Annotated in this window: 25 protein-coding genes and 2 pseudogenes; 14 read left to right on the plus strand and 13 right to left on the minus strand. The window is 73.7% G+C overall.

Going from position 1 to position 26,624, the window contains the following annotated elements; all coding sequences use genetic code 11:
• Nucleotides 1-126: 126 nt before the first annotated feature.
• A pseudogene (locus ABD879_RS33030) lies at nt 127-338 on the plus strand (MarR family transcriptional regulator); the annotation flags it as partial.
• A 719-nt stretch (nt 339-1,057) separates the two neighbouring features.
• Here the strand turns inward: ABD879_RS33030 and ABD879_RS24170 are convergent.
• The 3 genes from ABD879_RS24170 to ABD879_RS24180 all read right to left on the minus strand — a co-directional run bounded on the left by ABD879_RS24170 (nt 1,058) and on the right by ABD879_RS24180 (nt 3,360).
• Nucleotides 1,058-2,005, minus strand: coding sequence for a hypothetical protein (locus ABD879_RS24170; protein WP_345023875.1), 948 nt, complete (start codon nt 2,003-2,005; stop codon nt 1,058-1,060).
• 28 nt (nt 2,006-2,033) lie between these two features.
• Nucleotides 2,034-2,408 (minus strand): hypothetical protein, encoded by a 375-nt coding sequence (locus ABD879_RS24175; protein WP_345023876.1) that lies wholly within the window; start codon nt 2,406-2,408, stop codon nt 2,034-2,036.
• A gap of 148 nt (nt 2,409-2,556) precedes the next feature.
• A complete protein-coding gene (locus ABD879_RS24180) occupies nt 2,557-3,360 on the minus strand; it encodes a crotonase/enoyl-CoA hydratase family protein (RefSeq protein WP_345023877.1) in 804 nt (267 codons plus the stop codon).
• A gap of 1,706 nt (nt 3,361-5,066) precedes the next feature.
• On the opposite strand from ABD879_RS24180, the gene ABD879_RS24190 reads away from it, so the two are divergent.
• The 5 genes from ABD879_RS24190 (at nt 5,067) to ABD879_RS24210 (ending at nt 10,452) form a co-directional block, all read left to right on the plus strand.
• On the plus strand, nt 5,067-5,996 hold the full coding sequence (locus tag ABD879_RS24190) for a Zn-ribbon domain-containing OB-fold protein (RefSeq protein ID WP_345023905.1): 930 nt from the start codon (nt 5,067-5,069) through the stop codon (nt 5,994-5,996).
• A 22-nt stretch (nt 5,997-6,018) separates the two neighbouring features.
• Complete coding sequence (locus ABD879_RS24195; RefSeq protein ID WP_345023880.1) at nt 6,019-7,059, plus strand: thiolase domain-containing protein; 1,041 nt, start codon at nt 6,019-6,021, stop codon at nt 7,057-7,059.
• Complete coding sequence (locus ABD879_RS24200) at nt 7,052-8,209, plus strand: thiolase domain-containing protein (protein WP_345023881.1); 1,158 nt, start codon at nt 7,052-7,054, stop codon at nt 8,207-8,209. Before ABD879_RS24195 ends, ABD879_RS24200 begins: the two co-directional genes overlap by 8 nt.
• A 23-nt stretch (nt 8,210-8,232) precedes the next feature.
• Entirely contained in the window at nt 8,233-9,828 is a 1,596-nt protein-coding gene (locus ABD879_RS24205) for an acyl-CoA synthetase (RefSeq protein WP_345023882.1), read from the plus strand.
• Between the two features lie 150 nt (nt 9,829-9,978).
• On the plus strand, nt 9,979-10,452 hold the full coding sequence (locus ABD879_RS24210) for a MarR family winged helix-turn-helix transcriptional regulator (RefSeq protein WP_345023883.1): 474 nt from the start codon (nt 9,979-9,981) through the stop codon (nt 10,450-10,452).
• Nucleotides 10,453-10,461: 9 nt separating this feature from the next.
• On the opposite strand, the gene ABD879_RS24215 is transcribed toward ABD879_RS24210, so the two are convergent.
• From ABD879_RS24215 to ABD879_RS24260, 10 genes are all read right to left on the minus strand, one after another.
• On the minus strand, nt 10,462-11,055 hold the full coding sequence (locus tag ABD879_RS24215) for a TetR/AcrR family transcriptional regulator (RefSeq protein WP_345023884.1): 594 nt from the start codon (nt 11,053-11,055) through the stop codon (nt 10,462-10,464).
• A 31-nt stretch (nt 11,056-11,086) separates the two neighbouring features.
• Nucleotides 11,087-13,246, minus strand: coding sequence for a YhgE/Pip family protein (locus ABD879_RS24220; RefSeq protein ID WP_345023885.1), 2,160 nt, complete (start codon nt 13,244-13,246; stop codon nt 11,087-11,089).
• Nucleotides 13,243-13,935: an ATP-binding cassette domain-containing protein gene (locus ABD879_RS24225; protein ID WP_345023886.1), complete on the minus strand. Its 693-nt coding sequence runs from the start codon at nt 13,933-13,935 to the stop codon at nt 13,243-13,245. Before ABD879_RS24225 ends, ABD879_RS24220 begins: the two co-directional genes overlap by 4 nt.
• Before the next feature lie 194 nt (nt 13,936-14,129).
• Nucleotides 14,130-14,351 (minus strand): hypothetical protein, encoded by a 222-nt coding sequence (locus ABD879_RS24230; protein WP_345023887.1) that lies wholly within the window; start codon nt 14,349-14,351, stop codon nt 14,130-14,132.
• Between the two features lie 344 nt (nt 14,352-14,695).
• The gene (locus ABD879_RS24235; RefSeq protein ID WP_345023889.1) at nt 14,696-15,577 is read right to left on the minus strand and encodes a hypothetical protein; all 882 of its coding nucleotides are present in this window, start codon (nt 15,575-15,577) and stop codon (nt 14,696-14,698) included.
• 109 nt (nt 15,578-15,686) lie between these two features.
• Nucleotides 15,687-16,457 (minus strand): hypothetical protein, encoded by a 771-nt coding sequence (locus ABD879_RS24240; protein ID WP_345023890.1) that lies wholly within the window; start codon nt 16,455-16,457, stop codon nt 15,687-15,689.
• A gap of 164 nt (nt 16,458-16,621) precedes the next feature.
• The gene (locus tag ABD879_RS24245) at nt 16,622-17,314 is read right to left on the minus strand and encodes a hypothetical protein (protein WP_345023891.1); all 693 of its coding nucleotides are present in this window, start codon (nt 17,312-17,314) and stop codon (nt 16,622-16,624) included.
• Between the two features lie 342 nt (nt 17,315-17,656).
• Complete coding sequence (locus tag ABD879_RS24250; protein WP_345023892.1) at nt 17,657-18,331, minus strand: TetR/AcrR family transcriptional regulator; 675 nt, start codon at nt 18,329-18,331, stop codon at nt 17,657-17,659.
• A gap of 147 nt (nt 18,332-18,478) precedes the next feature.
• Nucleotides 18,479-19,669 carry a lipid-transfer protein gene (locus ABD879_RS24255; protein WP_345023893.1) on the minus strand — a complete coding sequence of 397 codons (1,191 nt, stop codon included), beginning with the start codon at nt 19,667-19,669 and terminating at the stop codon, nt 18,479-18,481.
• Nucleotides 19,666-20,133 (minus strand): Zn-ribbon domain-containing OB-fold protein, encoded by a 468-nt coding sequence (locus tag ABD879_RS24260; RefSeq protein ID WP_345023895.1) that lies wholly within the window; start codon nt 20,131-20,133, stop codon nt 19,666-19,668. The genes ABD879_RS24255 and ABD879_RS24260 overlap by 4 nt, the downstream gene beginning before the upstream one ends.
• 177 nt (nt 20,134-20,310) lie before the next feature.
• Here ABD879_RS24260 and ABD879_RS24265 point away from each other — a divergent pair, with 177 nt between their 5' ends.
• The 8 genes and pseudogenes from ABD879_RS24265 to ABD879_RS24300 form a co-directional block, all read left to right on the plus strand.
• On the plus strand, nt 20,311-21,078 hold the full coding sequence (locus tag ABD879_RS24265; RefSeq protein ID WP_345023897.1) for an SDR family oxidoreductase: 768 nt from the start codon (nt 20,311-20,313) through the stop codon (nt 21,076-21,078).
• A 54-nt stretch (nt 21,079-21,132) separates the two neighbouring features.
• Nucleotides 21,133-22,086 (plus strand): LLM class F420-dependent oxidoreductase, encoded by a 954-nt coding sequence (locus ABD879_RS24270; RefSeq protein WP_345023898.1) that lies wholly within the window; start codon nt 21,133-21,135, stop codon nt 22,084-22,086.
• Nucleotides 22,087-22,206: 120 nt separating this feature from the next.
• Nucleotides 22,207-22,494: a Fe-S cluster assembly protein HesB gene (locus ABD879_RS24275; RefSeq protein WP_345023899.1), complete on the plus strand. Its 288-nt coding sequence runs from the start codon at nt 22,207-22,209 to the stop codon at nt 22,492-22,494.
• Nucleotides 22,495-22,673: 179 nt separating this feature from the next.
• Entirely contained in the window at nt 22,674-22,805 is a 132-nt protein-coding gene (locus tag ABD879_RS24280) for a hypothetical protein (protein WP_345023901.1), read from the plus strand.
• 68 nt (nt 22,806-22,873) lie between these two features.
• The gene (locus ABD879_RS24285) at nt 22,874-23,527 is read left to right on the plus strand and encodes an MBL fold metallo-hydrolase (RefSeq protein WP_345023902.1); all 654 of its coding nucleotides are present in this window, start codon (nt 22,874-22,876) and stop codon (nt 23,525-23,527) included.
• Nucleotides 23,524-24,201, plus strand: a complete 678-nt coding sequence (locus ABD879_RS24290) for an HAD family hydrolase (RefSeq protein ID WP_345023903.1) — start codon at nt 23,524-23,526, stop codon at nt 24,199-24,201. Before ABD879_RS24285 ends, ABD879_RS24290 begins: the two co-directional genes overlap by 4 nt.
• Nucleotides 24,202-24,355: 154 nt before the next feature.
• Nucleotides 24,356-24,559 carry a PspC domain-containing protein gene (locus ABD879_RS24295; protein ID WP_345023904.1) on the plus strand — a complete coding sequence of 68 codons (204 nt, stop codon included), beginning with the start codon at nt 24,356-24,358 and terminating at the stop codon, nt 24,557-24,559.
• A gap of 403 nt (nt 24,560-24,962) precedes the next feature.
• A pseudogene (locus ABD879_RS24300) lies at nt 24,963-26,624 on the plus strand (hypothetical protein); the annotation flags it as partial.

Here is a 26,624-nt window from a genome sequence, read left to right on the forward strand (position 1 = left end):
GGAACAGCTCGGCCGGGATGTCATGTACCTGGCTTGGCATGCGGGTGACACTATATGCGTTCATCTTGCTACTCAGTGCGAACAGCGGTATGCGGTAGAAGATGCGTTTTGCCGACCAGCACAGGGTCGCTGCCTCCCGAGGGGCACGGACGCGACGCCGAGGCGGTGCTGACCAGCGTCTTCATGGCCGCGGACACGCCGAGGACGGCGGCCCGGGTGCTGGCCTGCCTCTACACCACCGATTCCGGCGGCCTCGCCGCCGCCTGCAGGTCAGCCCGGCGTCGGTGTCCAAGGCGATCGCCTTCCCGGAGGAGCAGGGCCTGGTCCGCCGGGTACGTCCGCTCGTCGTCGTCCGCCGCGGACAGGTACTCGCGGGCGGCCTGTTCGGCGAGCGCGCGGACGGCGCCCGCCTCCCGGCACCGGGCCAGGAACGGCTTGCAGCGGCGGACCTGTTCGGCGGACTCCTGGTCGTCCTGCAGCGCCGCCAGCTCCTCGACGACCAGCGGCATGCCGTGGTGAAGCACCAGGGGACGCTGCGCGAGGGCGTGCATCCGGTCCTTGCGGGGAGCGGCCAGGAACCCGGCGAGCTGCTCCACGGCGTACTGGACGTCCTCTGCCAGCCCCTCCCCGGACTTGGCGATCTCGCAGGCCAGCAGGGCGCGGTCGAGGCGGAGGCGCACATGGTCGCTCTCGCGTGCGCGGAGGTGTGCCAGCGAGGCGCGGTCGAGGCGGACGCGCACATCGTCGCTTTCGCGGGCGTCCATCAGCCGGTTGCGTATCAGCCAGTCGGGTAGCGGCCGGTGGCGGGTATTGTCGCCGTTGCTTTCGCGGGCGCGTACCAGCAGGTCGCGGTGCAACGCGAACATGGCGCGCACGGCAGGGTCGTCGTCCTCGGCCTCCTCGGTCAGTTCGGCCAGGACGTCCACGGCCGCGTCGGTCAGCAGCACGGGGTGCCGTTGGATCAGCCGCACGGTGGCGCGCCGGCTCACGGCGGCGCACATGTCGATCACCAGGCTGCGCAGCCCGCCGATGACCTCGTGCTCGGCGTCGCACGACATCAGGTCCCCGGCCCCTTGCCTTCGACGGTCGTCTCGAACACCAGGTGTTCGGGCGCCAGCCCCTGCCACACGTACCGGGTGACCTGCTCTCCCTGCGCCCGCTCACCTTCCGGGCCGATGGGCAGCGGCCACCGGAGCGCCTGGTAGAGGCGGGGACGGAACAGGTCGAACGCCGCCTCCACCAGGTCGCCGTAGGTCTGCGCGGCGCCGAGCAGCCACCCGTAGTAGACCGCGACCGCCAGCAGCGGGCCCAGCGGCAGCGCCCACCAGGCCAGCGGGGTCCACACGACGATCGCCAGGCTCCACCACACGGTGTGCGCCGCCATGTCCAGCTCGGCGCGGCCGCGTGCGATCTCCGACCGCACCCGGTCGTCCAGCAGCAGCCACAGATGCGGCCAGCACGCGACGGTGTCGAGCCCGTGCTTGGCACCGGGACGCAGCTCGGCGGCGCGCAGCAGGTTCCCGAACCGGGTCGGCATCGTCTGCTCCAGTGTGCCGGGGGCGTTGCGCAGCCTGACCTGGAGCCGCGCCAGCTCGTCGGCCTCCCGGGCGGACAGCCCGCCGGACAGCCGCCGCGCCTCCAGGGCGCCGGCGCGCTGCTGGTCACGGGTGCGGCGGCGGTGCAGGCGGCGCCGCAGCCGGTCGCCCCGGCCGCGCGGCCAGTAGCCCTCCAGCAGGCGCGTCAGCGGCACCGACAGCCGCTGGGTGATCAGCGCCGACACGATGACGGCGAGCGCCACCACCACGACGGCCGTCAGCTGCAGCACGGCCGGATGCTTGGCGAAGTCGGCGCCCAGCCGGGTCAGGCCGCCGGAGCGCTCCCGGCTCTCCCGCCACGTCCAGGCCGCCAGCCCGGCGAACCAGAACACCGCCACCGGCGTCAGCAGCCGGGCGATCGCCTCGCCCGCCAGCCGCTCGCCCGCCTTCTCCCAGACCTTCGACAGCATCAGCGGCCCGCCGACTCCGCTCGTCTTGTCACCGCGTCACCGGTTCGTAGGGCACTTCGTCGTCCGGGCACGACGGCACCTGGTCGAGCACGCTGAAGCGGTACCACTCCTTGCCGCAGCGCGGGCACGCGTACCGGACGCCCGGCAGCCGCGCCCGCCCCGGCTGCGGCTGGAACGCCCGGTGCGACGTGGGCGCGTCCTCCAGGGCCCGGCGCATCCACTCCCGGGTGGCGTCGTGCTGCGACAGCAGGCGCAGTACCGGCACCTTGACGGGGTCACCCGATCGGCCCCGCTCCAGCAGCGCCGCCAACTCGCGGTCGAGCTCGGGGGCGGCGTCCCCCACGAGCTCCGGCAGTTGCGGGCGCAGCTCCTCGGCCGCCCGCAGCACGTCCTCGTCCTCCACCGCCCCCTCACCCCGTCCTCTCGGTGAGATGCACTGTGGGCACCTATTCAACCGCGATCAGCACATCCCCGATATGCGCCCGATTTGGGACGTGCGGCATGCGCCGATTCGGTGCACCGAGAAACCGGTTAGAGGATGCGGCGGGGGGTCAGCGGCCCTTGTAGACCGGGGGGCGCTTCTCGCGGAAGGCGCAGGTGCCCTCCTTGGCGTCCTCGGAGCCGATGACGGGCCAGCCGATCTCGTCGGAGACCTTGAGGGCCGCGGACTCGGGCAGGTGCTCGGTCTCGCGGTGCACACGCAGGATGGCCTGGACGGCGAGCGGGCCGCAGGCGGCGATCCGGTCGGCCAGCTCGCGGGCCGCGGCCAGGGCGCCCCCGGACGGCACCACCTTGTTGACCAGCCCCATGGCCAGCGCCTCCTGCGGGGTGACCGAACGGCCCGTCAGCAGGATGTCCATGGCGTTGGCGTAGCCGATCTGGCGGGGGAGGCGGATCGCCGAACCGCCCATGGGGAACAGGCCGCGCCGCGCCTCGTACAAGCCGAGCGTGGCGTCCTCGGCGACGACCCGCAGGTCGGTGCCGACGAGCAGTTCGGTGCCGCCCGCGACGGCGTAGCCCTCGACGGCGGCGATCAGCGGTTTGGTGGGCCGGCCGTCGCGCAGCAGGCCCTTCCAGTGGAAGTCGGGGATCTGCCGCATGCGCTCGGCGACGCGCGGGTCGGACGGCGGGGCGCCCATCGCCTTCAGGTCGGCGCCCGAGCAGAAGTGGCCCTCGGCGCCGGTGAGGATGCCGACGCGGACCTCGGGCGTCTCGGAGATGTAGGCCCAGGCGTCGGCGAGGCCGACCAGCATGGCCGAGCTGAGCGCGTTGCGGGCCGCGGGCCGGTTCATGGTGACGGTCACGACGTGGCCGTCCTGCTCGACCGTGCAGTGCTCGGTGGAGATGGGCAGCATGATTCCCTCCTAAACGAGAACGGATTCTAGTAACAAGATCGGCGCGCCGACAGGGCTTGCTCGGACAAATGAGAACGTGATCTACTTTTTCCCCGGGCGTCCGCGTCCGGAGAGAACCGAGGCGATCACCGAGGGAGAACCGATGGGATCGTTGGGCTTCTGGCGGCTGGCGCAGGCCGATCCCGGGTGGGTGGCGGCCGTCGATCCGGACGGCACCGAGCACACCGCCGGCGAGCTGCTGGCCCGGGCGAACCGGCTCGTCCACGGGCTGCGCGGGCTGGGGCTGGGCACGGGCGACGGCGTGTGCGGGCTGGTGCCCAACGGGGTGGACGGCCTGGTGCTGTACCTGGCGGCGCTGCAGGCGGGCTGGTACTACACGCCGGTCAACTGGCATCTGACCGGCCCGGAGATCGGCTACATCGTGGCCGACAGCGAGGCCAAGGCGTTCTTCGTGCACGAGCGGTACGCGGGGGAGGGCGCGCGGGCCGCCGACGAGGCCGGGCTCGACCCGGCGCGCAGGTTCGCGTTCGGCGACGTCCCCGGTTTCCGCCCCGTCGGGGAGCTGGTGGACGGGCAGCCCGACGCCCTGCCCGCCGACCGCAGCAACGGCGCCACCATGCACTACACGTCCGGGACGACCGGGCGGCCCAAGGGCGTGCGGCGCGCACTGGCCGGAATGGACCCCGATGACAGCTACGAGCTGCAGACGTTCCTGCTCTCGCTGTTCGGCATGACACCGGGCCGTCCCGCCGGCGGGCAGCCGCAGGCGCACCTGGTGACCTCGCCCAACTACCACACGGCGGTCACCCAGTTCGGCGGCTGCGCCCTGCACATGGGGCACACCCTCGTCTACATGGACCGGTGGGACGCCGAGGAGTGCCTGCGCCTCATCGACAGGTACTCGATCACCAGAAGTCGGAGGCCAAGCGGTCTTAGGAAGACAACATCACTCACCAACTCCTTGGCTCACAGAACGACATGGCTACGATCCGACTTGTCGATGAAATGGGCGATCCACGCGGCGGCGCCGTGCCCGGTGCCGCTCAAGCAGAAGATGCTCGACTGGTGGGGCGACTGCATCTGGGAGTACTACGCCGCCACCGAGGGCGGCGGGACGATCGCGAGCCCGGAGGACTGGCGCAAGCACCCCGGCACGGTCGGCAAGGCGTGGCCGATCAGCGAGCTGCTCATCGTGGACGACGACGGCATCGAGGTCCCCCGCGGCACCCCGGGCACGATCTACATGAAGATGGCCGGGGTCGACTTCGAGTACAAGGGCGACCGGGAGAAGACCGAACGCAACCGCCTGCGCGGCTACTTCACCGTGGGCGACATCGGATACCTCACCGACGACGGGTTCCTGTTCCTGTCCGACCGCAAGGCCGACATGATCATCTCGGGCGGTGCCAACATCTACCCCGCCGAGATCGAGAACGAGATCATCCTGCATCCCAAGGTCGCCGACGTCGCCGTGTTCGGCATCCCGGACGAGGAGTGGGGCGAGCAGATCAAGGCGGTGGTCGAGCCCGCCCCCGGCGTCGCGCCCGGGCCCGCCCTGGCCGAGGAGATCCTGCGGTCCCTGGAGGGGCGGCTGGCGCGGATGAAATGGCCGAGATCGATCGACTTCATCGACGCGATGCCGCGCGAACCCAACGGCAAGCTGCTCAAGCGCAAACTGCGCGCCCCGTACTGGGAGGGCCGTGAGAGTGTCATCTGAGGCCGCACACGTCGTCGAGTTCCCCGGCGGCTACACGCGCTCGGTGGGGCCGGTCATCGGACGGTTCCTGACCGAGCTGCGCGACGGCCGGCTGGTGGGGGTGCGCACCGCGACCGGCCGGGTGCTCGTCCCGCCCACCGAGTACGACCCGGACGACGGCGAGGCCGTGACCGGCGAGTTCGTCGAGGTCGGCCCCGCCGGGACGGTGCGCGCCTGGTCGTGGGTGCCCAGGCCGCGCGCCGCGCACCCGCTGGACCGCCCGTTCGCGTGGGCGCTGATCCAGCCCGACGGCGCCGACACCGCACTGCTGCACGCGCTGGACGTCGGCGTGTTCGACGAGGGCGCCGACCCGCCGCGCTTCCTGAAGACCGGCATGCGCGTGCGGCCGAAGTGGCGGCAGGAGCGCACCGGGTCGATCGGCGACATCGAGTGCTTCCGCCCGGAGGTCACGATGATCAATGCGCCGACGCGGCTGGAGTACCGGCTGCGCGCCGGCCGCGCCCTCGACCGGTTCCTGCAGGGCATCGCCGAAGGCCGCATCCTCGGCCACCGGTGCCCGCGGTGCGGGCAGGTCATCGTGCCGATGAAGGGCCTGTGCCCGCGCGACGGCGTGCCGACCACCGAGGAGGTGGAGGTCGCCGACACCGGCACCGTCACCACGTTCGCCGTCAACAACCTGCCCGACCCGCGCGCCCCCGAGGTGCCGTTCGTGTCGGCCTACGTCCTGCTGGACGGCGCCGACCTGACGATGCTGGCGCTCGTCGCCGGGATCCCCGCCGACCGGGTCCGCATCGGCATGCGGGTCAAGGCCGTGTGGCGGCCGCGCGAGGAATGGGTCGCGTCCATGGACAACATCCGATGGTTCGAGCCCCTCGACGAGCCCGACGTCCCCTACGAACGCATCAAGGACTACGTGTGAACCCCGGCCCGGAGGCGAGCCCATGAACACCCAGATCGCGGTCGTCGCGTTCGCGCAGACGCGGCACCGCGCGCAGGACGGCGGGCTGACCGAGGTGGAGATGCTCGCGCCCGTCATCGGCGAGATCAAGCGGCGTACGGGCCTGGACAGGTTCGGCTTCACCTGCTCGGGGTCGTGCGACTACCTGGTGGGGGCGCCGTTCTCGTTCGTGTCGGCGCTGGACGCGGTGGGCGCCTGGCCGCCGATCTCCGAGAGCCACGTGGAGATGGACGCGGCGTGGGCGCTGTACGAGGCGTGGGTGCGGCTGCGGCACGGCGACGTCGACACCGCGCTGGTGTACGGGTTCGGCAAGGGCAGCCAGGGCGTCCTGCCGGAGATCTTCACCCACCAGCTCGACCCGTACTACCTGGCGCCGCTGGGCGTCGACCAGGTGTCGCTGGCGGCGGTGCAGGCCCGCGCGTACCTGGAGCGGGCGGGCGCCAAGGAGGACGACCTGCGCGCCGTCGCCGCCAGGTCGCGGGCGGCGGGCCGCGACAACCCCTACGCGCTGCACCTGCCCGACCCGGGCGACGAGGGCTACGAGGTGGCGCCGCTGCGGCCCTACGACATCGCGCCCGTCACCGACGGCGCGGCGGCGATCGTGCTGGCCGCCGGCGACCGGGCGCGCGAGCTGTGCGAACGCCCCGCCTGGATCACTGGCATCGACCACCGCGCCGAGGCGCACTCGCCGGGCGCGCGGGACCTGACGCGGTCGCAGTCGGCGCGGACCGCCGCGCGCAGGGCGGGCGCCGAAGGCGTCCAGGTCGCCGAGCTGCACGCCCAGTTCAGCCACGAGGAGCTGATCCTGCGCGAGGCCCTCGGCCTGGACGACTCGGTGGCGGTGAACCCGTCCGGCGGGCCGCTGTCGGCGAACCCGGTGATGGCGACCGGCCTCATCCGCATCGGCGAGGCCGCCGCCCGCATCCACGACGGGTCGGCCACGCGCGCGCTCGCCCACGCCGCGTCCGGCCCGTGCCTGCAGCAGAACCTCGTGTGCGTCCTGTCGGGAGAGGCCAATGGGTAATCCGTGCGCCGTCATCGGGGTGGGGCAGACCGCGTACAAGACCAGGCGGCTGGACGTGTCGGTGGCCGGGCTGGTCCGGGAGGCGGCGCGGCGCGCGCTCGACGACGCGGGCCTGACGTGGAAGGACATCGACGCGGTCGTCATCGGCAAGGCGCCCGACCTGTTCGAGGGCATGGTGATGCCCGAGGCGTACCTGGCCGACGCGCTCGGCGCCCGCGGCAAGCCCATCATGCGGGTGCACACGGCCGGGTCGGTCGGCGGCAGCACCGCGATCGTCGCGGCGGGCCTCATCCAGGCCGGGGTGCACGAGCGGGTGCTGACGGTGGCGTGGGAGAAGCAGTCGGAGTCCAACGCCACGTGGGCGCTGACGGTCGGCACGCCGTTCTCCTCGTCGCTGGTGGTGGGCGCGGGCGGCTACTTCGCCCCGCACATCCGCGCGTACATGCGCAGGTCGGGCGCGCCCGACCACATCGGCACGCTCGTCGCCGTCAAGGACCGGCTGAACGCGCTGAAGAACCCGTACGCGCACCTGAAGATCCCCGGCATCTCGCGGGAGATGGTCGAGTCCACGCCGATGCTGTGGGAGCCGATCCGCTACCTGGAGACCTGCCCGTCGTCCGACGGCGCCTGCGCGATGGTGCTGGCGAGCGCGGACGCGGCGAAGGCGGCGCCGAACCCGCCCGCCTGGGTGCACGGCACCGCCATGCGCTCCGAGCCGATCTTCTTCGCCGGACGCGACACGGTGAACCCGCGGGGCGGCCGGGACTGCGCCGCCGACGTCTACCGGCAGGCCGGGATCACCGACCCGCGCCGCGAGATCGACGTGGCCGAGGTGTACGTGCCGTTCTCCTGGTACGAGCCGATGTGGCTGGAGAACCTGGGCTTCTGCGGCGAGGGCGAGGGCTGGAAGCTCACCGAGTCGGGCGCCACCGCGCTGGACGGCGACATCCCGTGGAACGCCTCAGGCGGCGTGCTGTCGTCCAACCCGATCGGCGCGTCCGGGATGATCCGGTTCGCCGAGGCCGCGCTGCAGGTGCGCGGCATGGCCGGGGAGCACCAGGTGGACGGCGCGCGCCGCGCCCTCGGGCACGCCTACGGCGGCGGCGCCCAGTTCTTCTCGATGTGGATCGTCGGCTCCGACCAACCCTGAACCGCCCCGCGGGAGGCCCCCCGATGGAGTTCAACCACGCCGATCTGTTCGAGGGAGTCGCCGACGCGATCGGGGAGCGCGTCGCGCTGGTGTGCGCCGGCCCCGACGGGGACGGCCCCCGCCTCACCTACGCCGAACTGGACGCGCACGCCAACCGGCTCGCCCACCACCTGGAGGCGGCGGGGGTGCGGGCCGGGCAGCACGTGGGCGTCCAGCTCTACAACTGCCTGGAGTACGCGGCCGCGATCCTGGCCGCGCTGAAGATCCGCGCCGTGCCGATCAACGTCAACTACCGGTACGTGGAGAACGAGCTGCTGTACGTCTACCGCGACTCCGACATGGTGGCGCTGCTGTACGACGTGGAGTTCGAGGAGCGGGTGGCGGCGACCGCGCCGCGGGCGTCGGCGCTGCGGCACCTGATCGCCGTCGGCGGCCCGCCCGGGATCGCCGGGGCGGTGGCCTACGACGAGGCGCTGCGCGGCCGGCCGGAGACGCGCGGGTTCCCGCCGCGTTCGGAGGACGACACCTACATCATCTACACCGGCGGCACGACCGGCATGCCCAAGGGCGTCATGTGGGGCATGAAGGACATGCTGCTGGCCTTCTACAACCCGACGCAGCCGCGTCCGGACCGGCCCGAGGACGTGGTGGAGCAGGCCCGGTCGGGCGGCCCGCTGGTGATGATGCCGGTGGCGCCGCTGATGCACGGCGCCGCGCAGATGGCCACGTTCATCGGCTGGTTCATGGGGGCCACCATCGTCTACCTGCGGCGGTTCGACCCGGACGCGGTGTGGCGGACGATCGAGCGGCAGAGGGTGAACTCGCTGACCGTCACCGGCGACGCGATGGCCCGGCCGATGGCCGACGCGCTGGCGCGCGGGGCGTACGACACCTCCTCGCTGCTGGCGTTCGTGTCGACCGGCGCGATCCTGACCGGGGCGGTGCGCGAGCGGCTCGCCGAGCTGCTGCCGAACGTGGTCATCATGGACCGGTTCGGGTCCACCGAGTCGGGGTCCACCGCCGAGGCCGTCGCGGGCGCCACGCCGGAGAAGGGGCTGCGGTTCACCGCGGACGTGGACGACCTGGCCGTGCTGGACGACCGGCTGGAACCCGTCAAGCCGGGCTCCGGTGTCATCGGGCAGGTCGCGCGCACCGGGCACATCGCCCGCGGCTACTACAACGACCCGGAGAAGACCGCCCGCACGTTCCCGGTCGTGGACGGCAGGCGGTGGCTGCTCACCGGTGACATCGCCACCGTCGAGGCGGACGGCAGCATCGCGGTGTTCGGGCGCGGCTCGCAGGCCATCAACACCGGCGGGGAGAAGGTGTTCCCGGAGGAGGTCGAGGCCGTCCTCAAGGGGCATCCCAAGGTGTTCGACGCGGTCGTCGCCGGCGTCCCGGACGAGCGCTGGGGGAGCCGGGTCGCCGCCGTCGTCCAGCCGTACGGCGGGGAGCCGCCGACGCCGGGGGAGCTGGACGCGCACTGCCGGGCGAACCTGTCGGGGTACAAGGTGCCGCGGACGTACGCGTTCGTCGCGGAGATCAAGCGCTCACCCGCCGGCAAGGCCGACTACCGTTGGGCCCGGCAGGTCGCCGAGGCGGCCGACCGGTCCCCCTGAACCGGCCCCCTGAACCGGCTCCCTGAACCGGCCCCCGGATCCGGTCGGGCGGGCACCGGTGATCCGCCGAGCGGCTAGGATGGCGTCGCAGGAGTGACTCTCAACAAGAGTCTCTCGCTATCCGAGCTTTTCGGTGGATGAGGTGACGGCGTGTCGACCCCGGAGCGCGACCGGCTGGTGCGCGAACTGCAGGAGGCCACCCAGCGCAGCACGATGTGGACGGTGCTGCTGCACCACGCCACCGCCTCCAAGGCGGGCCTGAACGTCACCGACGCGCAGGCCATCAACGCGCTCGTCCTGGACGGCCCGCAGACCCCCGGGCGGCTCGCCCAGCTCATGGGCATCACCACCGGCGGCGCCATCACCGCCGTCATCGACCGGCTGGAGAAGGCCGGCTGCGTCAAACGCACCCGCGACCCCGACGACCGCCGCCGCGTCATCATCGAGCCGGTGCCCGAGAACGTGGCGCGCCTGTCCCGCTACTTCGAGCCCATCGGCCGCCACTTCGCAGAGCGCGTCGCGGCCTGCTCCGACGAGCAGCTGCGCTTCCTGCTCGACTGGGTGCGCGGCATGAACGCCGACATGCCGCGCGTCGTCGAGGAGATCCGCAACCTGGAGGACTGAACCCCGCGGCTAGGCCGCCGGGGCACCGCCGGAGATGCGGCCGCGCAGCAGGTCCACCAGGGTGGCGTGCACGTCCTCCAGCGGCCGGCCCGGCTCCAGCGTGCGCCAGTGCAGCGCGACCGTCAGCACCATGCCGAACACGGCGGCCGCGGCCGTCTCGACGTCCAGGTCGGCGCGCAGGTCCCCGGCGGCCACCGCCGCGCGCAGCACGTCCGCGACGACGCCGATGGCGCGTTCGCGGATCAGCAGGGCGGCCTGGTGCCAGGCGCCGCCGCCCGACCGCCACGCCTCGGCGATCAGCAGCCGGGCGAACGGCTCGTACTCGCCGACGAACGCCAGCTCCGCGCCGACCACCGCCTCCAGGGCCTCCAGCGGCGCCCGGTCCGCGGCGGCCTCGCTCAGGCGCGCGCCCAGCCGCTCCACGCCGTAGTCCAGCAGCGCCGTGAACAGCGCCGCCTTGCTGCCGAAGTTGTAGTACACGGTGCCCTTGGCGACGCCGGCGCGCTCGGCGATCTGGTCGACGGTGGTCGCGGTGAAGCCGTGCTCGGCGATCAGCTCGACCGCCGCGGTGAACAGCCGCTCCCGGGTCGCCGTCCGGCTCATCGTTCCTCGCTCCCGCCCGTCCGTCGCCGCCTCACAGTTTCAGCGCGGGGTGCAGCCGCTTGACCGTCCACACCCGGTTGTGCCGCGCGGCCAGGGCGGTCAGCGCCAGCCCTCCGACCAGGAACGCCGCCAGCACGGCACCACCCTGCCACACCGCCGCCGCGTCGCCGCCCGCGACCAGGTGCCGGACCGCGCGCACCGCCCACGGCATCGGCAGATACGGCTGGATCGCCTGGAAGAACCCCGGGCTCGTCTCGATCGGGTACGTGCCCGCGGCCGAGGTGAGCTGCAGCATCAGCAGCGCCAGCGCCGCGATGCGCCCCGCCGGGCCGAACTGCGCGTTCACCCACTGGATCACGGCCAGGAACGCCGCCGAGGCCAGCGACAGGAACGCCACCAGGCCGACCCAGTGCCGCGCGTGCAGGCCCAGGCCGAAGTGCAGCACCGCCAGCACGACGCCGACCTGCCCGATCCCGATCGCCACGGCGGGCAGCCACCCGGCGAGCGCCACCCGCCAGCCCGGCGCCGTGCCCGCCAGCGCCCGCGGGTTCAGCGGACGCAGCAGCATGTAGACGACCATGCCGCCCACCCACAGCGCCAGCGGCACGAAGAACGGCGTGAAACCGGTGCCGTAGTTGGCGACCTTGTTGTCGTTGGTGCTGGCCAGGCGGACCGGGCTGCTCATCATGTCGGCGCGGGCCCGCCGCTCGTCCGCGCCGTACGCGGGGACGCGGTCCGCGCCCTCGTGCAGGCCGTCGGCCAGCTCGCGGTTGCCGTCGGAAATCTGCGCCAGCGCCGTCCCCAGATCGACCGCGCCGCCAGACAGCCGTCCCAGCCCCGACTGCAGCTCGCCCGCGCCGCCCGACAGCGCGCCCAGACCGCCGGTCAGCTGCGACGCGCCCGACAGCAGTCTGCCCGTGCCGTCGTTGACCCTGGCCGCTCCGGCCGCGGCCTGCGCCGCGCCCTGGCCGAGCCGGTCCACGTCCCGCCGCGCCTTGTCGATGCGGTCGGCCAGCGCCGGGGCGTCCGCGGCGATCTTGCGTGCCGCGCGCTCCACGGACCTGGCCTGCGCGGCGACCTTGCGCAGGTCGCCGGTGTGCATGCGGACGTAGGAGTCGACCTGCCGGGCCACGGCCACCACCTCGGCGGCGGCCTGCCGCAGCTGCCGCCGGGTGTCCGCGGGGATCTCGGGGTGCTCGCGGAGCGTCCGCTCCAGGTCGGCCTGCGCCTGCTCGGCGCGCCGCACGGCCTGCCCGGTCCGCGCGGGGAGCGTGTCGGCGGCGTCGGCGAGGGCGTCGGCGGCGTCGGCCACCGCCAGCGCGCCGCGCCGGATCTCGGGGGCGTTCTCGCGCAGCAGCGGGACGGTCGCGTCGGCGGCCTGGTCGACCTTCGCGACGAGCTGCTGCACGCCCGCGTTGAGCTGCCGGTTCCCTTCCGCGAGGCGCTGGGTGCCGGTGTGCAGTTCGTCCAGGCCGGAGGCGAGCCGGCGGCTGCCCGACCGGGCCTCGCCGATGCCGTTCTTGAGCTTTCCGGCGCCCTGCTCGGCCTTTCGCGCGCCCGCGGCGAGCTTGTCCGCGCCCTGTTCGGCCCGGCCCGCGCCGTCGGCGAGCCTGCCCGCCCCGTCGGCCGCCTTGCCCAGCTCGCCGTGCAGCTTCCCGAACGACACGAAGATCTGGTCGAGGTAGCCGCGGGTGGCGTCCCCGCCGGCCGCCGCGCTGATCTCCTTGAACGCCGACTCGGCCAGCGTGCCGATGACGTAGTTGTTGGCGTCGTTGAGCTGCAGCCGCAGCGCCGCCGGGGAGGGCGTGCCGTCGCCGGACGGCGCGGCGATCCGCGCGCTGAAGTCGGACGGGATCGTCAGCGCCATGTAGTAGCGGCCCGACCGGACGCCCTCGCGGGCCTCCTGCGCGTCCACGGTGCGCCAGTCGAACACCTTGCGCCGCTTGAGCTCGGCGGCCAGATCGGCGCCCGCGTGGACGGTCCGGTCCCCGGCCTTGGCCGGTTCGTCCTCGACGACCAGCGCGACCGGCACATGGCTCAACCGGGCGTACGGATCCCAGAACGACCACAGGTACAACCCCGCATACAGCAGCGGCAGCAGCACGAGTGCCGCCAGGGCGATGCGGGTGAGCCGGTTGCGCTGGAAACGCCGCAGCTCCAGATTGGCGGCCGACACGGCGGGCAGCCTCATCGCAGCGCCTCCTCGCGGGCCCGCGCGAGCGGCACGACCTGGGCCAGCCCTTCGGCGGGCGCGGCGTCGTGGCAGGCCGCGACGATCGTGACGCCCGAACCGGCGAGCGCGTGCAGCCGCCGCCACAGCTCCCGCTGCCGCTCGACCGGCAGGCTCTCGTCGACGTCGTCCAAAAGCAGCAGGTCCGGCTCGCCGACCAGCGCGAGCGCGGCCCCCAGCAGCACCGCCTGCTCGGGCGCCAGGTCGGCCGCGAGCGTGCGCGGCGCGACGTCCAGGTCCACCCGCTCCAGCGCCCGCCGGATGCGCGCCTCCCGGCCGCGCCACCGGCTCAGCGGCCCCGCCCGCAGGTCGAGCGCCTCGCTCACGTGCTCGCGGACGGTCAGCGCGGGGTCGAGCTCGTTGACGCCCGCCATGACGCCCAGCGCCGTCCGCCGCCGCATCTCGTCCGGGCCGCGCCGCCGCCCGCCGAGCAGGACGGTGCCCGCCGCCGGCTTCATCCGCCCGCCGAGGGCGAGCAGCAGGCACGTGCGACCGGAGCCGGCGGCGCCCGCGACGGCGGCCAGCCCGCCCGCCGGGACCTCCAGGTCCACGTCGCGGAACACCCAGCCGCGCGGTCCGCGCACCGACAGGCCCCTGGCCTCGACGGCGAGCCCCCCGGCCGGGCGCCCGCCCGTCGGCTCCGATGTCATGACGGCTTCCCCTCCGGCGTTTTTAAACTGACCAGTCAGTGCAAATTTAGCGCCGGACGGCACCCGCCCCGTCCCGATCAGCCGGTGAGCTCGGCCACAGGCGCGCCGGAGCGCCCGCCCGGCGACCCGGACGGGCGCTCCCCTGCGAACCGCTCAGCCGGCGGAGCCCGCGTACGGGCCGCCGCCGGGTGGCGTCAGGCGCGGTCGGCGCGGGTGTAGGTGACGGTGAAGTCGGTCGCCCAGGCCGTACCGTCCTCGGAGGACTCCCAGCGGGCGCGGATGGTGCCGCCGTCCGGGCTCAGCTCGCCGGTGAAGCGCTGGTGGAAGCCCGGGGCGGCGCGCCAGATCCGCCAGACGCCGTCGGCGAACGTCATCCGGTACACCCGGTGCTCGCCGCGGCCGTCGGCGTACATCATGGTGAACTCGCCGGTGGCGTCGTCCAGGCCGATGAGCGCCGTGGTGGGGAACGGGGCGTTGGCGCGCCACTCCTGGGGGCGCCTCGGGCGGGATCTCCTCGATGTCGGAATCCTGGCGCAGGTAGGCGCCGCCGTCCTGCCAGGTGAACTCCGCCCAGGCGGAGCCGAGGCCCGGGACGTCCGGCCGGACCGTCCAGCGGCCGACGAGCGGTTCGAGGCGGGCGAGAGCGGTGGTTTGCGTCACACCTATTCGATCTTCGGTGCGGGCGAAGCCGTTTCACGCGCGGCGGTGCTCCCGTCGGGGGAGGGGGCGACGGGAGCACCGCAGGAGAGGAGGAGGCGCGTCAGCGGGCCTGCTCGGCCTTGGCCTCGATCTTGGACTGGGCGGCGCGGACCTTGGCCAGGCTGGTGTAGGCCGACGTCTCGCTGTAGCCGCGGAACTTGGCCATCGTCTCGAAGACCGCGGTGGCCGTGCCCGCCTTGGCGGGCAGCCCGGCGCGGAAGTCGGCGATGCCGTTGAGCAGCCCCCACGGGCCGCAGCCGGTCGACTTCGGCACGCTGAAGGCGTTGTCCACCACCGTGGAGGTGAACACGGTCGGGTCGTCGGGGTGCGGCTCGATGCCCCGGCCGGTGATCGGCTTGTTGGGCGCCGGCGGGTTGGTCGTGCCGAAGGTGAGGTTCAGCGTGATCGGGTCCTGCTCGGAGCCGATGTAGCAGGTGTCGCCGAGCAGCGGGTTGATGCTCTTGATCTTCAACCGCAGCCGGTAGATGGTGTTGGGGTCGTCCTCCGGGCTGACCTGCGGCTCACCGGCCAGCTCCGACTTGGCGTGCAGCTCCAGGAACGGCAGCACGTCGGAGCCGGGGATGCCGAGCACCCCGCCCGTCACCTTCAGCGGCTCCCCCTTCAGCGGCCGGAACACGTACTTCTGCTCCAGGGTGACCGGGTCGAAGCCGTTGGCGTAGGTGAGCGAGAGCGGCTTGTCGATCTGCTGGTCGATGTTGCCGAACTGGAGCCGACCGCCGGTGATCACCACGACCGTGCACAGCCAGAAGTTCGGGTCGGCGCCCTCGGGCAGCTCGCTGAGCGAGGGGCAGTCGTCCAGGTTCACCTCCGGCGGGATCGGCGCGGCGTCGGCGCTCGCGGGCGGCGCCGTCGCCACCAGCGCCGACGCGGTGATCGCGGCGGCCGCCGCCGCGGCCCGCCACCGGTGGAACAGTCTTGTCATCTGTGCTCCAAGGGGGTCGTGGCCCGCACGCCCCTGGCCGGGACGCGCGGGCCGCAGGCGCGGGCGTCCCGCGCCGGTTCCTGTGCGTTCAGCGGGGAGACTCGGGGGGTCAGCGCCGCAGCTCGGTGTACGGCTTGGAGCTGACGTACTGGTTGAAGACCGCCGTGTTGCGCCCCGCCGCCGCGGGCAGCCCCGCGTACAGGTTGACCGCCCAGTTCAGCGAGCCGCCCGCGCCGCACCGGCTCGCCCCGGGCACGGCGAAGGCGTTGTCCACCACGGTCGCCTTCAGCACGGGCGGGTCGTCCTGGACGACCTCCGGCGGGGAGCCGGAGATCGGCTTGTTGGGCGCCGGCGGGTTGGTGGTGCCGACGGTCAGGTTCAGCTTGATCGGGTTGGTGTCGGTGCCGATCGAGCAGTTGCTGCCGAGCAGCGGGTTGATCACGCCGACCTTCAGGTTGAGCTGGAGGTTGCCGTCCTTGAGCCCGACCGACCCGGCGTAGCGCGGCTGGGCGTAGACGGCGGTGAGGAACGGGTCGCCGAAGATGCCCGGCTGCACCAGCATCCGGTCGGCCTTGAACCCGCCGAAGACGACCTTCTCCTCCAGGGTGACGGGGTCGAAGCCGTTGGCGTAGGTGAGCGTGATCGGCGCGGTGATCTTCTGGTTCAGGCTGCCGAGCTGGAACGTGCCGCCGGTGGTGATCGCCACGTTGCACAGCCAGAAGTTCGGGTCGGCGCCCTCGGGCAGGTCGGGGCAGGCGGCGAAGCTGAAGTCGGGGACGTCCTCGGCCGCGGCGGGCGGGGCGAGGACGCCGCCCGCCAGCCCGGCGCCGAGCAGCAGGCCGGACGCCGTCGCCAGCATGCGCCGCAGGGGTGCTCTCATGCGTGCTCCACGGGACTCGGGGTGGGGGGAGGGAAGGGAGGGGACGGGCCGCCTCGCGGGGAGGCGGCCCGTCCGTCACGGGGCGTCCGCGGTGCGGCCGTCCCGTAGGTCGCGGGACGCGGTCACGGGAGCCGCGTCCGTCCCGGGGATGGGTGAGGGAGCGGTCAGGGGCCGACCTGCAGGTCCGCGCCGCTCGGGTGCGCCACGATCTGGAAGTTGCCGTTGGCGGAGACCGAGGCCGGGCAGCGGGCGTCGGGCGTCGGGCTGGTCCGCCGCTGCAGCGACTGCCCGGCGAGCGTGCCCTGGCCGTGCGAGTTGGTGATCACCGGCTTGTTGGCGTTGCCCGGGTTGAACAGGTCCAGCACCAGGGGAGTGGACGTGGACAGGCCGTAGTGGCAGGTCAGCGACGGGATGCCCAGGGTGGGCAGGGTCAGCACGGCCTGGATGTGGACGGTCGGGTTCGGGGCGAAGATGGTCAGCGCCGCGTCCCGGCCGCCCGAGACGGGCGCGTAGTCGACCTGTCCGCCGCTGTAGGGCAGGTCGATGGCGGTGATCGTGGTGGTGCCGCCTCGGTTGTTGGTGCAGCCGGACAGCTCGACGTTGTTGAGCGAGCCGCCGGTGCCGTCGGAATCGACGTAGGCGTCCAGCGTGCCGCTGGTGCAGGTGGTGACGATCGAGCCGAGCGCGCTGACCCCGGTCAGGGTGACGTTGCCGATGTTGGTGGCGCGCACCTCACCGCTGTAGGGGGTGCCGCCGGTGGTGGTGATCGTCGCGGAGGCGAGCGCGGCGGTGGCGGACGCGATCACGAGCGCCGAGGCGCCCAGGGTGGGGAGAGCGAGTCTGCCGAACTTCTTCATTCCTGCCTCACTTCGGCTGACGGAATGGGGGACGAGAACGATCTCCCGGAACGGCTGGGCCCGCGGCCGTCCCGGTGATCGGGGGCATTGGGGACAGAATCATGAATGCCGGTGTTTATCAAGCGTCCGCTACTCGCCGGTAAGTTGGCGGCTCCATTTGTTCGGGCGCTAATCCGGATTCAAGTCCGGGCGTTATCGGTGACGATCTGCTGTGAGGCGCGTCACGTACCGTACGGCGCCGCAGGTCGCGATGTGGCCTCCGTCACCCCGATTTCGGGCATGCCTCTTCCCGCCGTGTGCGTGACCTGTCCGCAAGCGGCCAACCCCCTGCGCGGGCGCGGGTCACCGGGCGGGGGCCGCGCCGGGGCCCCAGCGGTCGGGGTCGGGGACGGCGAAGGCGGCCAGCAGGCCGGTGATCAGGCGGGGCAGTTCGGCGGTCTCGCCGCGGCGGATGCGGGTGTAGGCGACCTCGTAGATGCCGCCGACGATCGTCTCGGCCAGCAGCTCCGGCTCCGGGTAGTGGGGGAACAGTTCCCGCATGTTGTCCACCACCACCTGGGCGAACGCCTGCTTGGCGGCGTCCCGGCGGGCCGCGGCGGCCGGGCCGGCGGCCAGGCACTCCACGATGCAGGTGCGGGCGGCCAGCGGTTCGGCGGCCAGGAACTCCAGGAAGGCGGCCAGGCCCGCGCGCAGCCTGCCGTGGGCGTCGCTCTCGCCCCGGTAGGCGTCGGTGACGTGTTCCATCAGCCGTTCGACGGTCGCGTCGTAGGCGCGGAGAAAGGCGTCCTCCTTGTTCTTGAAATGCACGTAGAAGGTGGCCCGGGAGACCCCGGCGCGGGCGATGATGGAATTGACGGTGAGCTGGGCGTAGCCGGCCGTTCCGGTGACCTCGATGACGGCCGCGACGATGCGGGCCGTCTGGTGCTGGGCGACGAAGTCGCGGGACAGGTGGTGCCGTCCCGAGGGCAGCCTGGCCAGGTCCCGCGCCCGCCCGGCGTCGCCCTTAGCCTCGGTCATGTCTCTCCGCCCCGAACCGGCCCTGTCCGGCGATCTTCTCATGCCGGGCGGGGCGGCGGGCAGACGCGGACCGGGCCGGGCGGGTCCGGTGCGGCTCGGCGGGGCTCGGTAAGGGCTCGGCCGGGCTCGGTAAGGGCTCGGCCGGGCTCAGCGGACGGCGATGACGGCCGAGCCGTGCCCGAACAGGCCCTGGTTGACGGCCAGGCCCACCCGGGCGCCCTCCACCTGGCGGCCGTCGGCGCGGCCCTGCAGCTGCCAGGTCAGCTCGCACACCTGCGCGATCGCCTGCGCCGGGACGGCCTCGCCGAAGCACGCCAGCCCGCCGGACGGGTTGACCGGCACCCGGCCGCCCAGCGCGGTGGCGCCCGAGCGCAGCAGGTGCTCGGCGCCGCCGGGCTCGCACAGGCCGATGTCCTCGTACCAGTCCAGCTCCAGCGCCGTGGACAGGTCGTACACCTCGGCCAGCGACAGGTCCTCGGGGCCGACGCCCGCCTCCACGTAGGCGGCGTGGGCGATGGACGCGCGGAACGGCCGGTCCGGCGGCGGGGCGGCCAGAGCCGAGTCGGTGGCGAAGTCGGGCAGGTCCGGCACCGTCTTGGGGAAGGTCGGCGTGACCGTCGCCAGGCCGGCGATCCGCACCGGGGACGCGACGCCCCGCGAACGCGCGAAGTCCATCGAGGACAGCACGAGGGCGGCGGCGCCGTCGCTGGTGGCGCAGATGTCCAGCAGCCGCAGCGGGTCGGCGACCACGGGGGAGGCGGCGACCTCCTCGGCGGTGACCTCCTTGCGGTAGCGCGCGTAGGGGTTGGCGAGCCCGTGCCGGGCGTTCTTGACCTTGACGGCGGCGAAGTCGTCGGGCGTGGCGCCGTGCACGGCCATCCGGCGCCGGGCGTACAGCGCGAAGTACACCGGGTTGGACGCGCCGAGCAGCCGGAAGCGCAGCCAGTCGGGGTCGCCGGGGCGGTCGCCGCCGACCGGCCGGAAGAAGCCCTTGGGGGCGGCGTCGGCCCCGACGACCAGCGCCACGTCGCACAGCCCGGCGAGGATCTGCGCGCGGGCGGCGTTGATCGCCTGGGCGCCGGACGCGCACGCCGCGTACGAGCTGGACACCCGCGCGCCCGACCAGCCGAGCGCCTGGGCGAAGGTGGCGCCCGCGACGAAGCCGGGGTAGCCGTTGCGGATGGTGCCGGCCCCGGCCACGTACTGGATCTCCGGCCAGGTCAGCCCGGCGTCGGCGAGCGCCGCGCGCGCCGCGACCAGGCCGTACCCGACGAAGTCGCGGCCCCACTTGCCCCAGGGGTGCATGCCCGCCCCGAGGACGGCGACGTCGGTGCTCATGCCCGCCTCCCGCTCGGCCGCCACATCCAGACCGTGTACTGCGCCTCGTCGTCCTCGTACAGCACGCCCTCGGTCAGCTCGACCTCCATGCCGACCGCCAGGTCCGCGGCGGTGACGTCCGGGACGACCTGGCCGAGCACGATCATCCGCTCGGCCTCCAGTTCCACGGCCGCGATCGCGAACGGGCGGAACGGGTCGGCCGCGACGTACGGGGGCGGGGGCGTGTAGCGGGCGTCGGTGTAGGACCAGATGCGCCCGCGCGGGGACAGCGCGTGCTCCTCCAGTTCGGAGCCGTCCTTGGGGCCGCCGCAGCCGGGGTTGCGGCAGGCCAGGTCGTTGCGGGGGAAGTAGGGGGTGCCGCAGGCGGTGCACCGGGTACCGAGCAGCCGGACGCCCGGTCCGTCCGGAGCGTCCCCGGTGGTGAACCAGCCTGCGACGGCGGGACGCCGCTGTTTGGTGCTCACCGCCGAAGCTTAACAAGCAAGCGACCGTTCAAATCAAGGTGCGCGGCACGGGGGCGTCCCGAGTCGGACGCCGCCCGGGTCTAACTGACTCGTCAGTCACTTCGCTACAGTGACAGGAAACCGAGTCGGATTCGGCCGCTACGGCGATCGTCCGTCACCGAGCAACGAGGAGTGCGCATGCGGACCGGACTGAAGGGAAAGACCGCGCTGGTCACCGGGGCGTCCCGGGGCATCGGCAAGGCCATCGCGACCGCGCTGGCCGCCGAGGGCGCCAACGTCGTGCTGTCCTCGCGCAAGCAGGACGCGCTGGACGCGGTGGCCGAGGAGATCAGGGCGGCGCACCCCGGCGTGGGCGTGCTGGCCAAGGCCGCCCACGTGGGCGACGCCGACCAGGCCGCCGCCTGCGTGGACGCGGCCGTCGCCGAGTTCGGCGCCGTGGACGTGCTGGTCAACAACGCCGGCACCAACCCCTACTTCGGCCCCATGGTGGACATCGACCAGGCCCGCGCCGACAAGACCGTCCAGGTCAACCAGTTCTCCATCGTGCAGTGGACCGGCCTGGTCTGGAAGCGGTCGATGAGCGAGCGCGGCGGCGCGATCATCAACATCGCCTCGGTCGGCGGCCTGGTCACCGAGCACGGCATCGGCTACTACAACGCCACCAAGGCCGCCGTGATCCACCTCAGCCGGCAGTTCGCCCTGGAGCTGGCGCCGAAGGTGCGGGTCAACTGCATCGCGCCCGGCCTGGTCAAGACGCATCTGGCCCGCGCGCTGTGGGAGAACAACGAGGAGCAGATCAGCAAGTACATGCCGCTCGGCCGGATCGGCGAGCCCGAGGACATCGCCGGCGCCGCGGTGTTCCTGGCGAGCGACGCCGCCTCCTGGATGACCGGCCAGACCCTGGTCGTCGACGGCGGGTCCAGCATCCGCCCCTCCATCGCCTGACCCCGACAGCGCCCGCCCCCGCACAAGGCCGGAACCGCCGGAAAGGAGACGCGCATGTCCCGCTGGGGCCTGACCATCCCGATGACCGGGGTGCCGCTGGCCGAGCACCGCGAGATCGTCGCCGGGCTCGCCGACCTCGGCTACACCGACGCCTGGTCCGCCGAGACGAACGGGGCCGACGCCTTCACCCCGCTGGCGCTGGCCTCGCAATGGGCGCCGCGGCTGCGCCTGGGGCCGGCGATCGTGCCGGCCTACACGCGCGGCCCCGCGCTGCTGGCCCAGCACGCCGCCACCCTCGCCGACCTGGCGCCCGGACGGTTCGTGCTGGGCATCGGCACCTCGTCCGACACGATCGTGCAGCGCTGGAACGGCATCGCGTTCGACGAGCCGTACAAGCGGGTCCGCGACACGCTGCGCTTCCTGCGCCGCGCGCTGGCGGGCGAGAAGGTCACCGAGGACTACGCCACGTTCTCGGTCAAGGGGTTCCGGTTGGAGAAGGCCCCCGGCACCCCGCCGCCGATCGTGCTGGCCGCGCTGCGCCCCGGCATGCTGCGGCTGGCCGCCCGCGAGGCCGACGGCGCCATCACCAACTGGCTGTCGCCCAAGGACGTGCGGACGGTGCGCGGCGTGATCGGCGACGAGCCGGAGCTGATCGCCCGGCTGTTCGTCTGCCCCACCGCCGACGCCGACGAGGCCCGCCGCGTCGGCCGCTGGATGATCGCCGCGTACATGACCGTCCCGGTCTACCGGGCGTTCCACGAGTGGCTGGGCCGCGGCGAGGCGCTCGCCCCCATGAACGAGGCGTGGGCGGCCGGCGACCGCAAGAAGGCCCTGGAGGTGATCCCGGACGAGGTGGTGGACGACCTGATCGTGCACGGCCCGCCCGAGGCGTGCCGGGAGCGGATCCGCGAGTACGTCGACAACGGGCTGACCACGCCGATCGTGGCGGTCGTGGGCGGCGGGCTGTCGCCCGCGGAGGCGGTGCGGGCGCTGGCACCCGGCTCCTGACCTGGGTATTCGGCGCGGCGACGTTTACCGGGGCGGATGACCGGGGAGGGTGGGGCGAACAGGTCCGCGGGGCCCGCCCCGCCGATCTGCGGCCAGAAAACGAGACGTGAGGAGCCCATCGTGCTCACGCTGACCAGTGGGGCCGTCCAGGTCATCCGCACCGTGACCGCCGACCCCGAACTGCCGCCGGAAACCGGGATCCGCATCGAGTCCGGTGTCGACGGCTCGGACGCCCTGCGCCTGTCGGTCGCGCCCGCTCCCGAAGAGGGCGACCAGATCGTCGAGGAGGAGGGCGCCCGGGTCTACCTCGAACCCGTCGTGGCGCGGCTGCTGGACGACAAGACCCTGGACGCGCAGGTGGACGCGCAGGGCGAGGTGGCGTTCACCCTCGCCCAGGCGACCGCCTGACCACTCCCGTCCCAGGGGCCCGCCGGGACGCCGCCGCGGGTGCGGCGGCGCGTCGTCCTGGTCCCACCCCGCTCGACCAGGAAAGCGGCGGAGCAAGCGCCGGGGCGCCGGCCCGGCTGCGGCCGGGCCGGCGCCCCGGCGTCCGACCGCGCCCAGCGGTCTTCTGCGACACTGGCCGGGTGGGCCGAAGCAGACCGTCGTGGCGCGACCAGCCGCGCGGTCTGGCCTGCGCGGTCGTCGCCGCGTTCGTCCTGCTCACGATGCTCGCGTTCGGGCTGGTGATCGGCGCGTTCGCCGTCGCCCTCACCTGAGCCTCCGCCTTGAGCGTTCGGCGGCGGGGCCGGGCGACGGGCGGGGGGCGGCGTGAAAAAATGCGGCAATGCGTCTCACCAAGTACGGACACGCCTGCGTGCGGATCCAGAAGGACGACCGGACCCTCGTCATCGACCCCGGGGCGTTCACCCCGGAGGCCGACGCCGCCCTGACGGGCGCGAACGCGGTCCTGATCACCCACGAGCACCCCGACCACTTCGACGCCGACCGGCTGCGCAAGGCCCTCGCCGACGACCCGTCCCTCGAGGTGTGGGCGTCGCGCGTCGTCGCCCGGAACCTGGCCGACCTCGGCGGCCGCGTGCACGAGGTGGGGCACGGCGACGCGGTGACGGTGGCGGGCTTCGACGTGCACGTCTACGGGGAGGACCACGAGATCCTCCACCCGGACGTCCCGCCCATCCCCAACGTCGGTTTCCTGGTCGACGGGGAGGTCTTCCACCCGGGGGACGCGCTGACCGTCCCCTCCGAGCCCGTGCCGACGCTGTGCCTGCCCGGCAACGCGCCCTGGATGAAGGTCCCGGAGATGTACGCCTACCTGCGCGAGGTGCGGCCCGAGCGGGCGTTCGTCGTGCATGACGGGCTGCTCAACGACTTCGGCCTGAACGTGATGATGAAGCACGTCACCACCGCCGGCGAGGAGGCGGGCAAGGACTTCCGCCGCCTCGTCCCCGGCGAGTCCGTGGAGCTCGGCTCGTCGTGAAGCCCATCGAGGCGGTCTTCTTCGACATCGGCGAGACCCTCATCAACGAGGGCGAGATCTACGGCCGCTGGGCCGACTGGCTGGGCGTGCCCAGGCACACGTTCCTGGCCAAGCTCGGCGCGGTGCTGGCCACCGGCGGAGACTACGCCGACCTGTTCGCCTACTTCCGCCCCGGGTTCGACCTGGCCGAGGAGGAGAAGAAGCGGGCCGATGCGGGGGTGCCCAACGGGTTCGGCCCCGACGACCTCTACCCCGACGCGCGCGCGTGCCTGTCGGCGTTGCGCGCGCAGGGCCTGTACGTGGGCGTCGCGGGCAACCAGCCCGCCGAGGCCGCCGAGCAGTTCGCCGCCCTGGGGCTGGAGGCGGACGTGGTCGGCATCTCCGCCGTGTGGGGCGTGGAGAAGCCCTCCCGGGAGTTCTTCGCCCGCTGCGCGCAGCACGCCGGTGTGCCGCCCGAGCACGTGCTGTACGTGGGCGACAGGATCGACAACGACGTGCGGCCCGCGCTCGCCCACGGCATGCGGGTCGCCTTCCTGCGGCGCGGCCCGTGGGGCCACATCCAGCGCGACGACGACGCGCTGCGCCGCTGCCAGTTCGTCCTGGACGACCTGGCCTCCCTGCCCGGGCTCGTCGCCGCACAGAATGACGGCGGCGGCCGGACCGTCGTCCCGTAGGGGTCGTCCCCTAGTCCGCGGGTAGGGGGCGAAGACAGACCGTTCGGCCGATCCGGACCGGGACGCCCCGTCCGTAGCGTGGTGGACGTGGCCCGCAGACGGCGGGGCACCCGGCCGCACCGGCCCGGTTCCATCGACAGGGACGAAGAGGACAATGGAAGGTCTATACCGCCCCCGCCGCGGACGGATGATCGGCGGAGTGTGCGCCGGGCTCGCCCGCCGGTTCGGGATGAGCCCGACGACGGTCCGGCTGCTGGCGGTGCTGTCGTGCCTGCTGCCCGGCCCCCAGTTCGTCGTCTACCTGATCCTGTGGGTGATGATGCCCAGCGAGGACAAGTACGCGGCCCGCACCCGCTGACCGCCCCCGGCACCGGTCGGCCTGCACGGTCGGCCGGCACCGGTCGGCCGCGAGGCGGGCGGCGGCCATGGAGTCCGAGCCTCGCCCGCGCGTCGCGCCCCCCGGCGACGCCCCCGTCCAGGTCGCCGAGACTCCGCGCGGGCGGAAGAGTCCCCCCGTGCCATGGCCGCCGCCCGGCCCTCGGATCCGGCCGCGTTCCCCGGTTTCCCGATTCCCGTGGCACTCCTCCGCGACCAGGATCGATAGGAGTTTCTAGCAGGCCGCGGGCCGCGGCGATCTCGATTCGCCGTCATTTTCTCCTGGTCATTTGGGGTGATCTCCCGGCCATTTCGTCGCGCTTGGACCCGGACGTCCCGCAGTGTTAGATCGGGACGTCGGAGGCGGGCACGGCGGAAGGAGGGCCGTGGACACCAGGGGCGGCGCGGCGGACGCGTCCGGGCTGCTGCGGTACCTGCGCGACCTGGCCCGCGCGCGGCGCGCGCCCGCCCGCGGCGGCGCCCGGCGCGAGCGCGTCCACTGGCTGGCCGAACTGCCCGGCGACGTCTACGTCGAGACCGACGCCGGGCCGGGCGACGTGCTGTTCAGCGTGCCGCTCATCCCGCTGACGCCGCCCGCCGTGCTGGAGGAGTTCGACGGCTGGCTGGCCCTGCGGCACTGGTACCGGACGCTGCGCGAACTGGCCGAGCTGTCGTCCGGCGGGCACGAGGTGGTGCTGGCGGCGGGGCTGCTGTCGTGGCGTCCGGGGGACGGCCCGCCGGTCCGCGGCCACCTGCTGGCCACGCCGGTGGACGTCGCGGTGGACGAACGCACCGAACGCGTCGACGTCGTCCTCGCCGGGCCCACGACGCTGCGCGACCGCGAACTGCTCACCGGAGCGCCGGGCTTCCGCGCCGGGCACGCCGACCGGGTGCGCGACGCCGTCCGCGCAGGCCGGGGGTTCGGGCTGGGCGCGTCGGTCTGCGACGTGCTGCGCGCGTGGGGCACGGCGGCGTTCGCGGGCGGCGTGCCCGTGCACGCGGAGTGGCCCCCGGACGACCCGGTCGCGCCCCCGCCGGAGCCGCGGGTACGGCTCGCGCCCGCGCTGGTGGTCCGCCCGCCCGGACGCACCGCCCTGGCCGACCACTACGAGCGGCTCCTCGCACAGGGCGCCACGTCCCGCGGCCTCGCCCGCCTGCTGGACCCCTCGCTCGGCGGCAGGCCGCTGATGCACGTCCCCGAACGCGCCCCCGACACCGTCGCCGACCTGCTCGCCGGGCTGCTGGCGCGCGGCCGCCGCGCGCTGGTGGCGTGCGCGGACGAGCGGGCCGCGCGGCGGCTGCTGACCGCCCTGCCCGCCGGCCTGGCCGGTCTGTGCGCGGAGGCCGGCGAGGGCGACCGGGTCCGCGACGACCTGGCCGCCCGCGCCGCCGGACACGACCCGTCCCGGCACCGGCGGCACATCGCCGACCTCGAACAGCGCCGCGACGACGCCGCCCGCACCGCCGCCGAGCTGCGCGAACGCCTCGCCGTCACGCTGGCCGCCGACCGCTGCGACCTCGCCCCCGGCTACCGCGGCACCCGCGCGGAGGTGGAACAGCAGATCGCCGCCGAGGCGGCCGACCACTCCTGGCTGCCGCCCCGCCCGGGACTGCCCGCCGAGCCGCCGCTCACCGCCGCCGAGGCGGCCGAGCTGGTGGGGCTGATCGCCGCCGAGACGCCCGCGCGGCGCGCCCGCCCCGCGCAGCGCGACGTCGACCCCGGCGCGCTGCCGAGCCCCGCCTACGTGCGCACGCTCATCGACGAGGAGGCCAAGGCCCGGGCCCGCGCGGAGGAGGCCGAGACCGGCCTGTCGCGGCGGCTGCGCGAGGTGGACGTCGCCACCCTGGCCCGCCTGGACGCGTGCGCGACGGCGGTGACCGCGACGCTGCGCGACCTCGGCCTCGGCGAGGACCCGGGCGACTGGGACGCCGGCGACCAGGCCGTCCGTGCGTTCACCGACGCCCTCGCCCGGCGCCGCACCGCCGCCTGGGCCCGGGTCGCCGCACTGGCCGCGCGGGCCGTGGACGCCGCGCGCGCCGCCGAGGCC

Source organism: Actinomadura keratinilytica, assembly GCF_039539665.1.
GTDB lineage: Bacteria > Actinomycetota > Actinomycetes > Streptosporangiales > Streptosporangiaceae > Spirillospora > Spirillospora keratinilytica.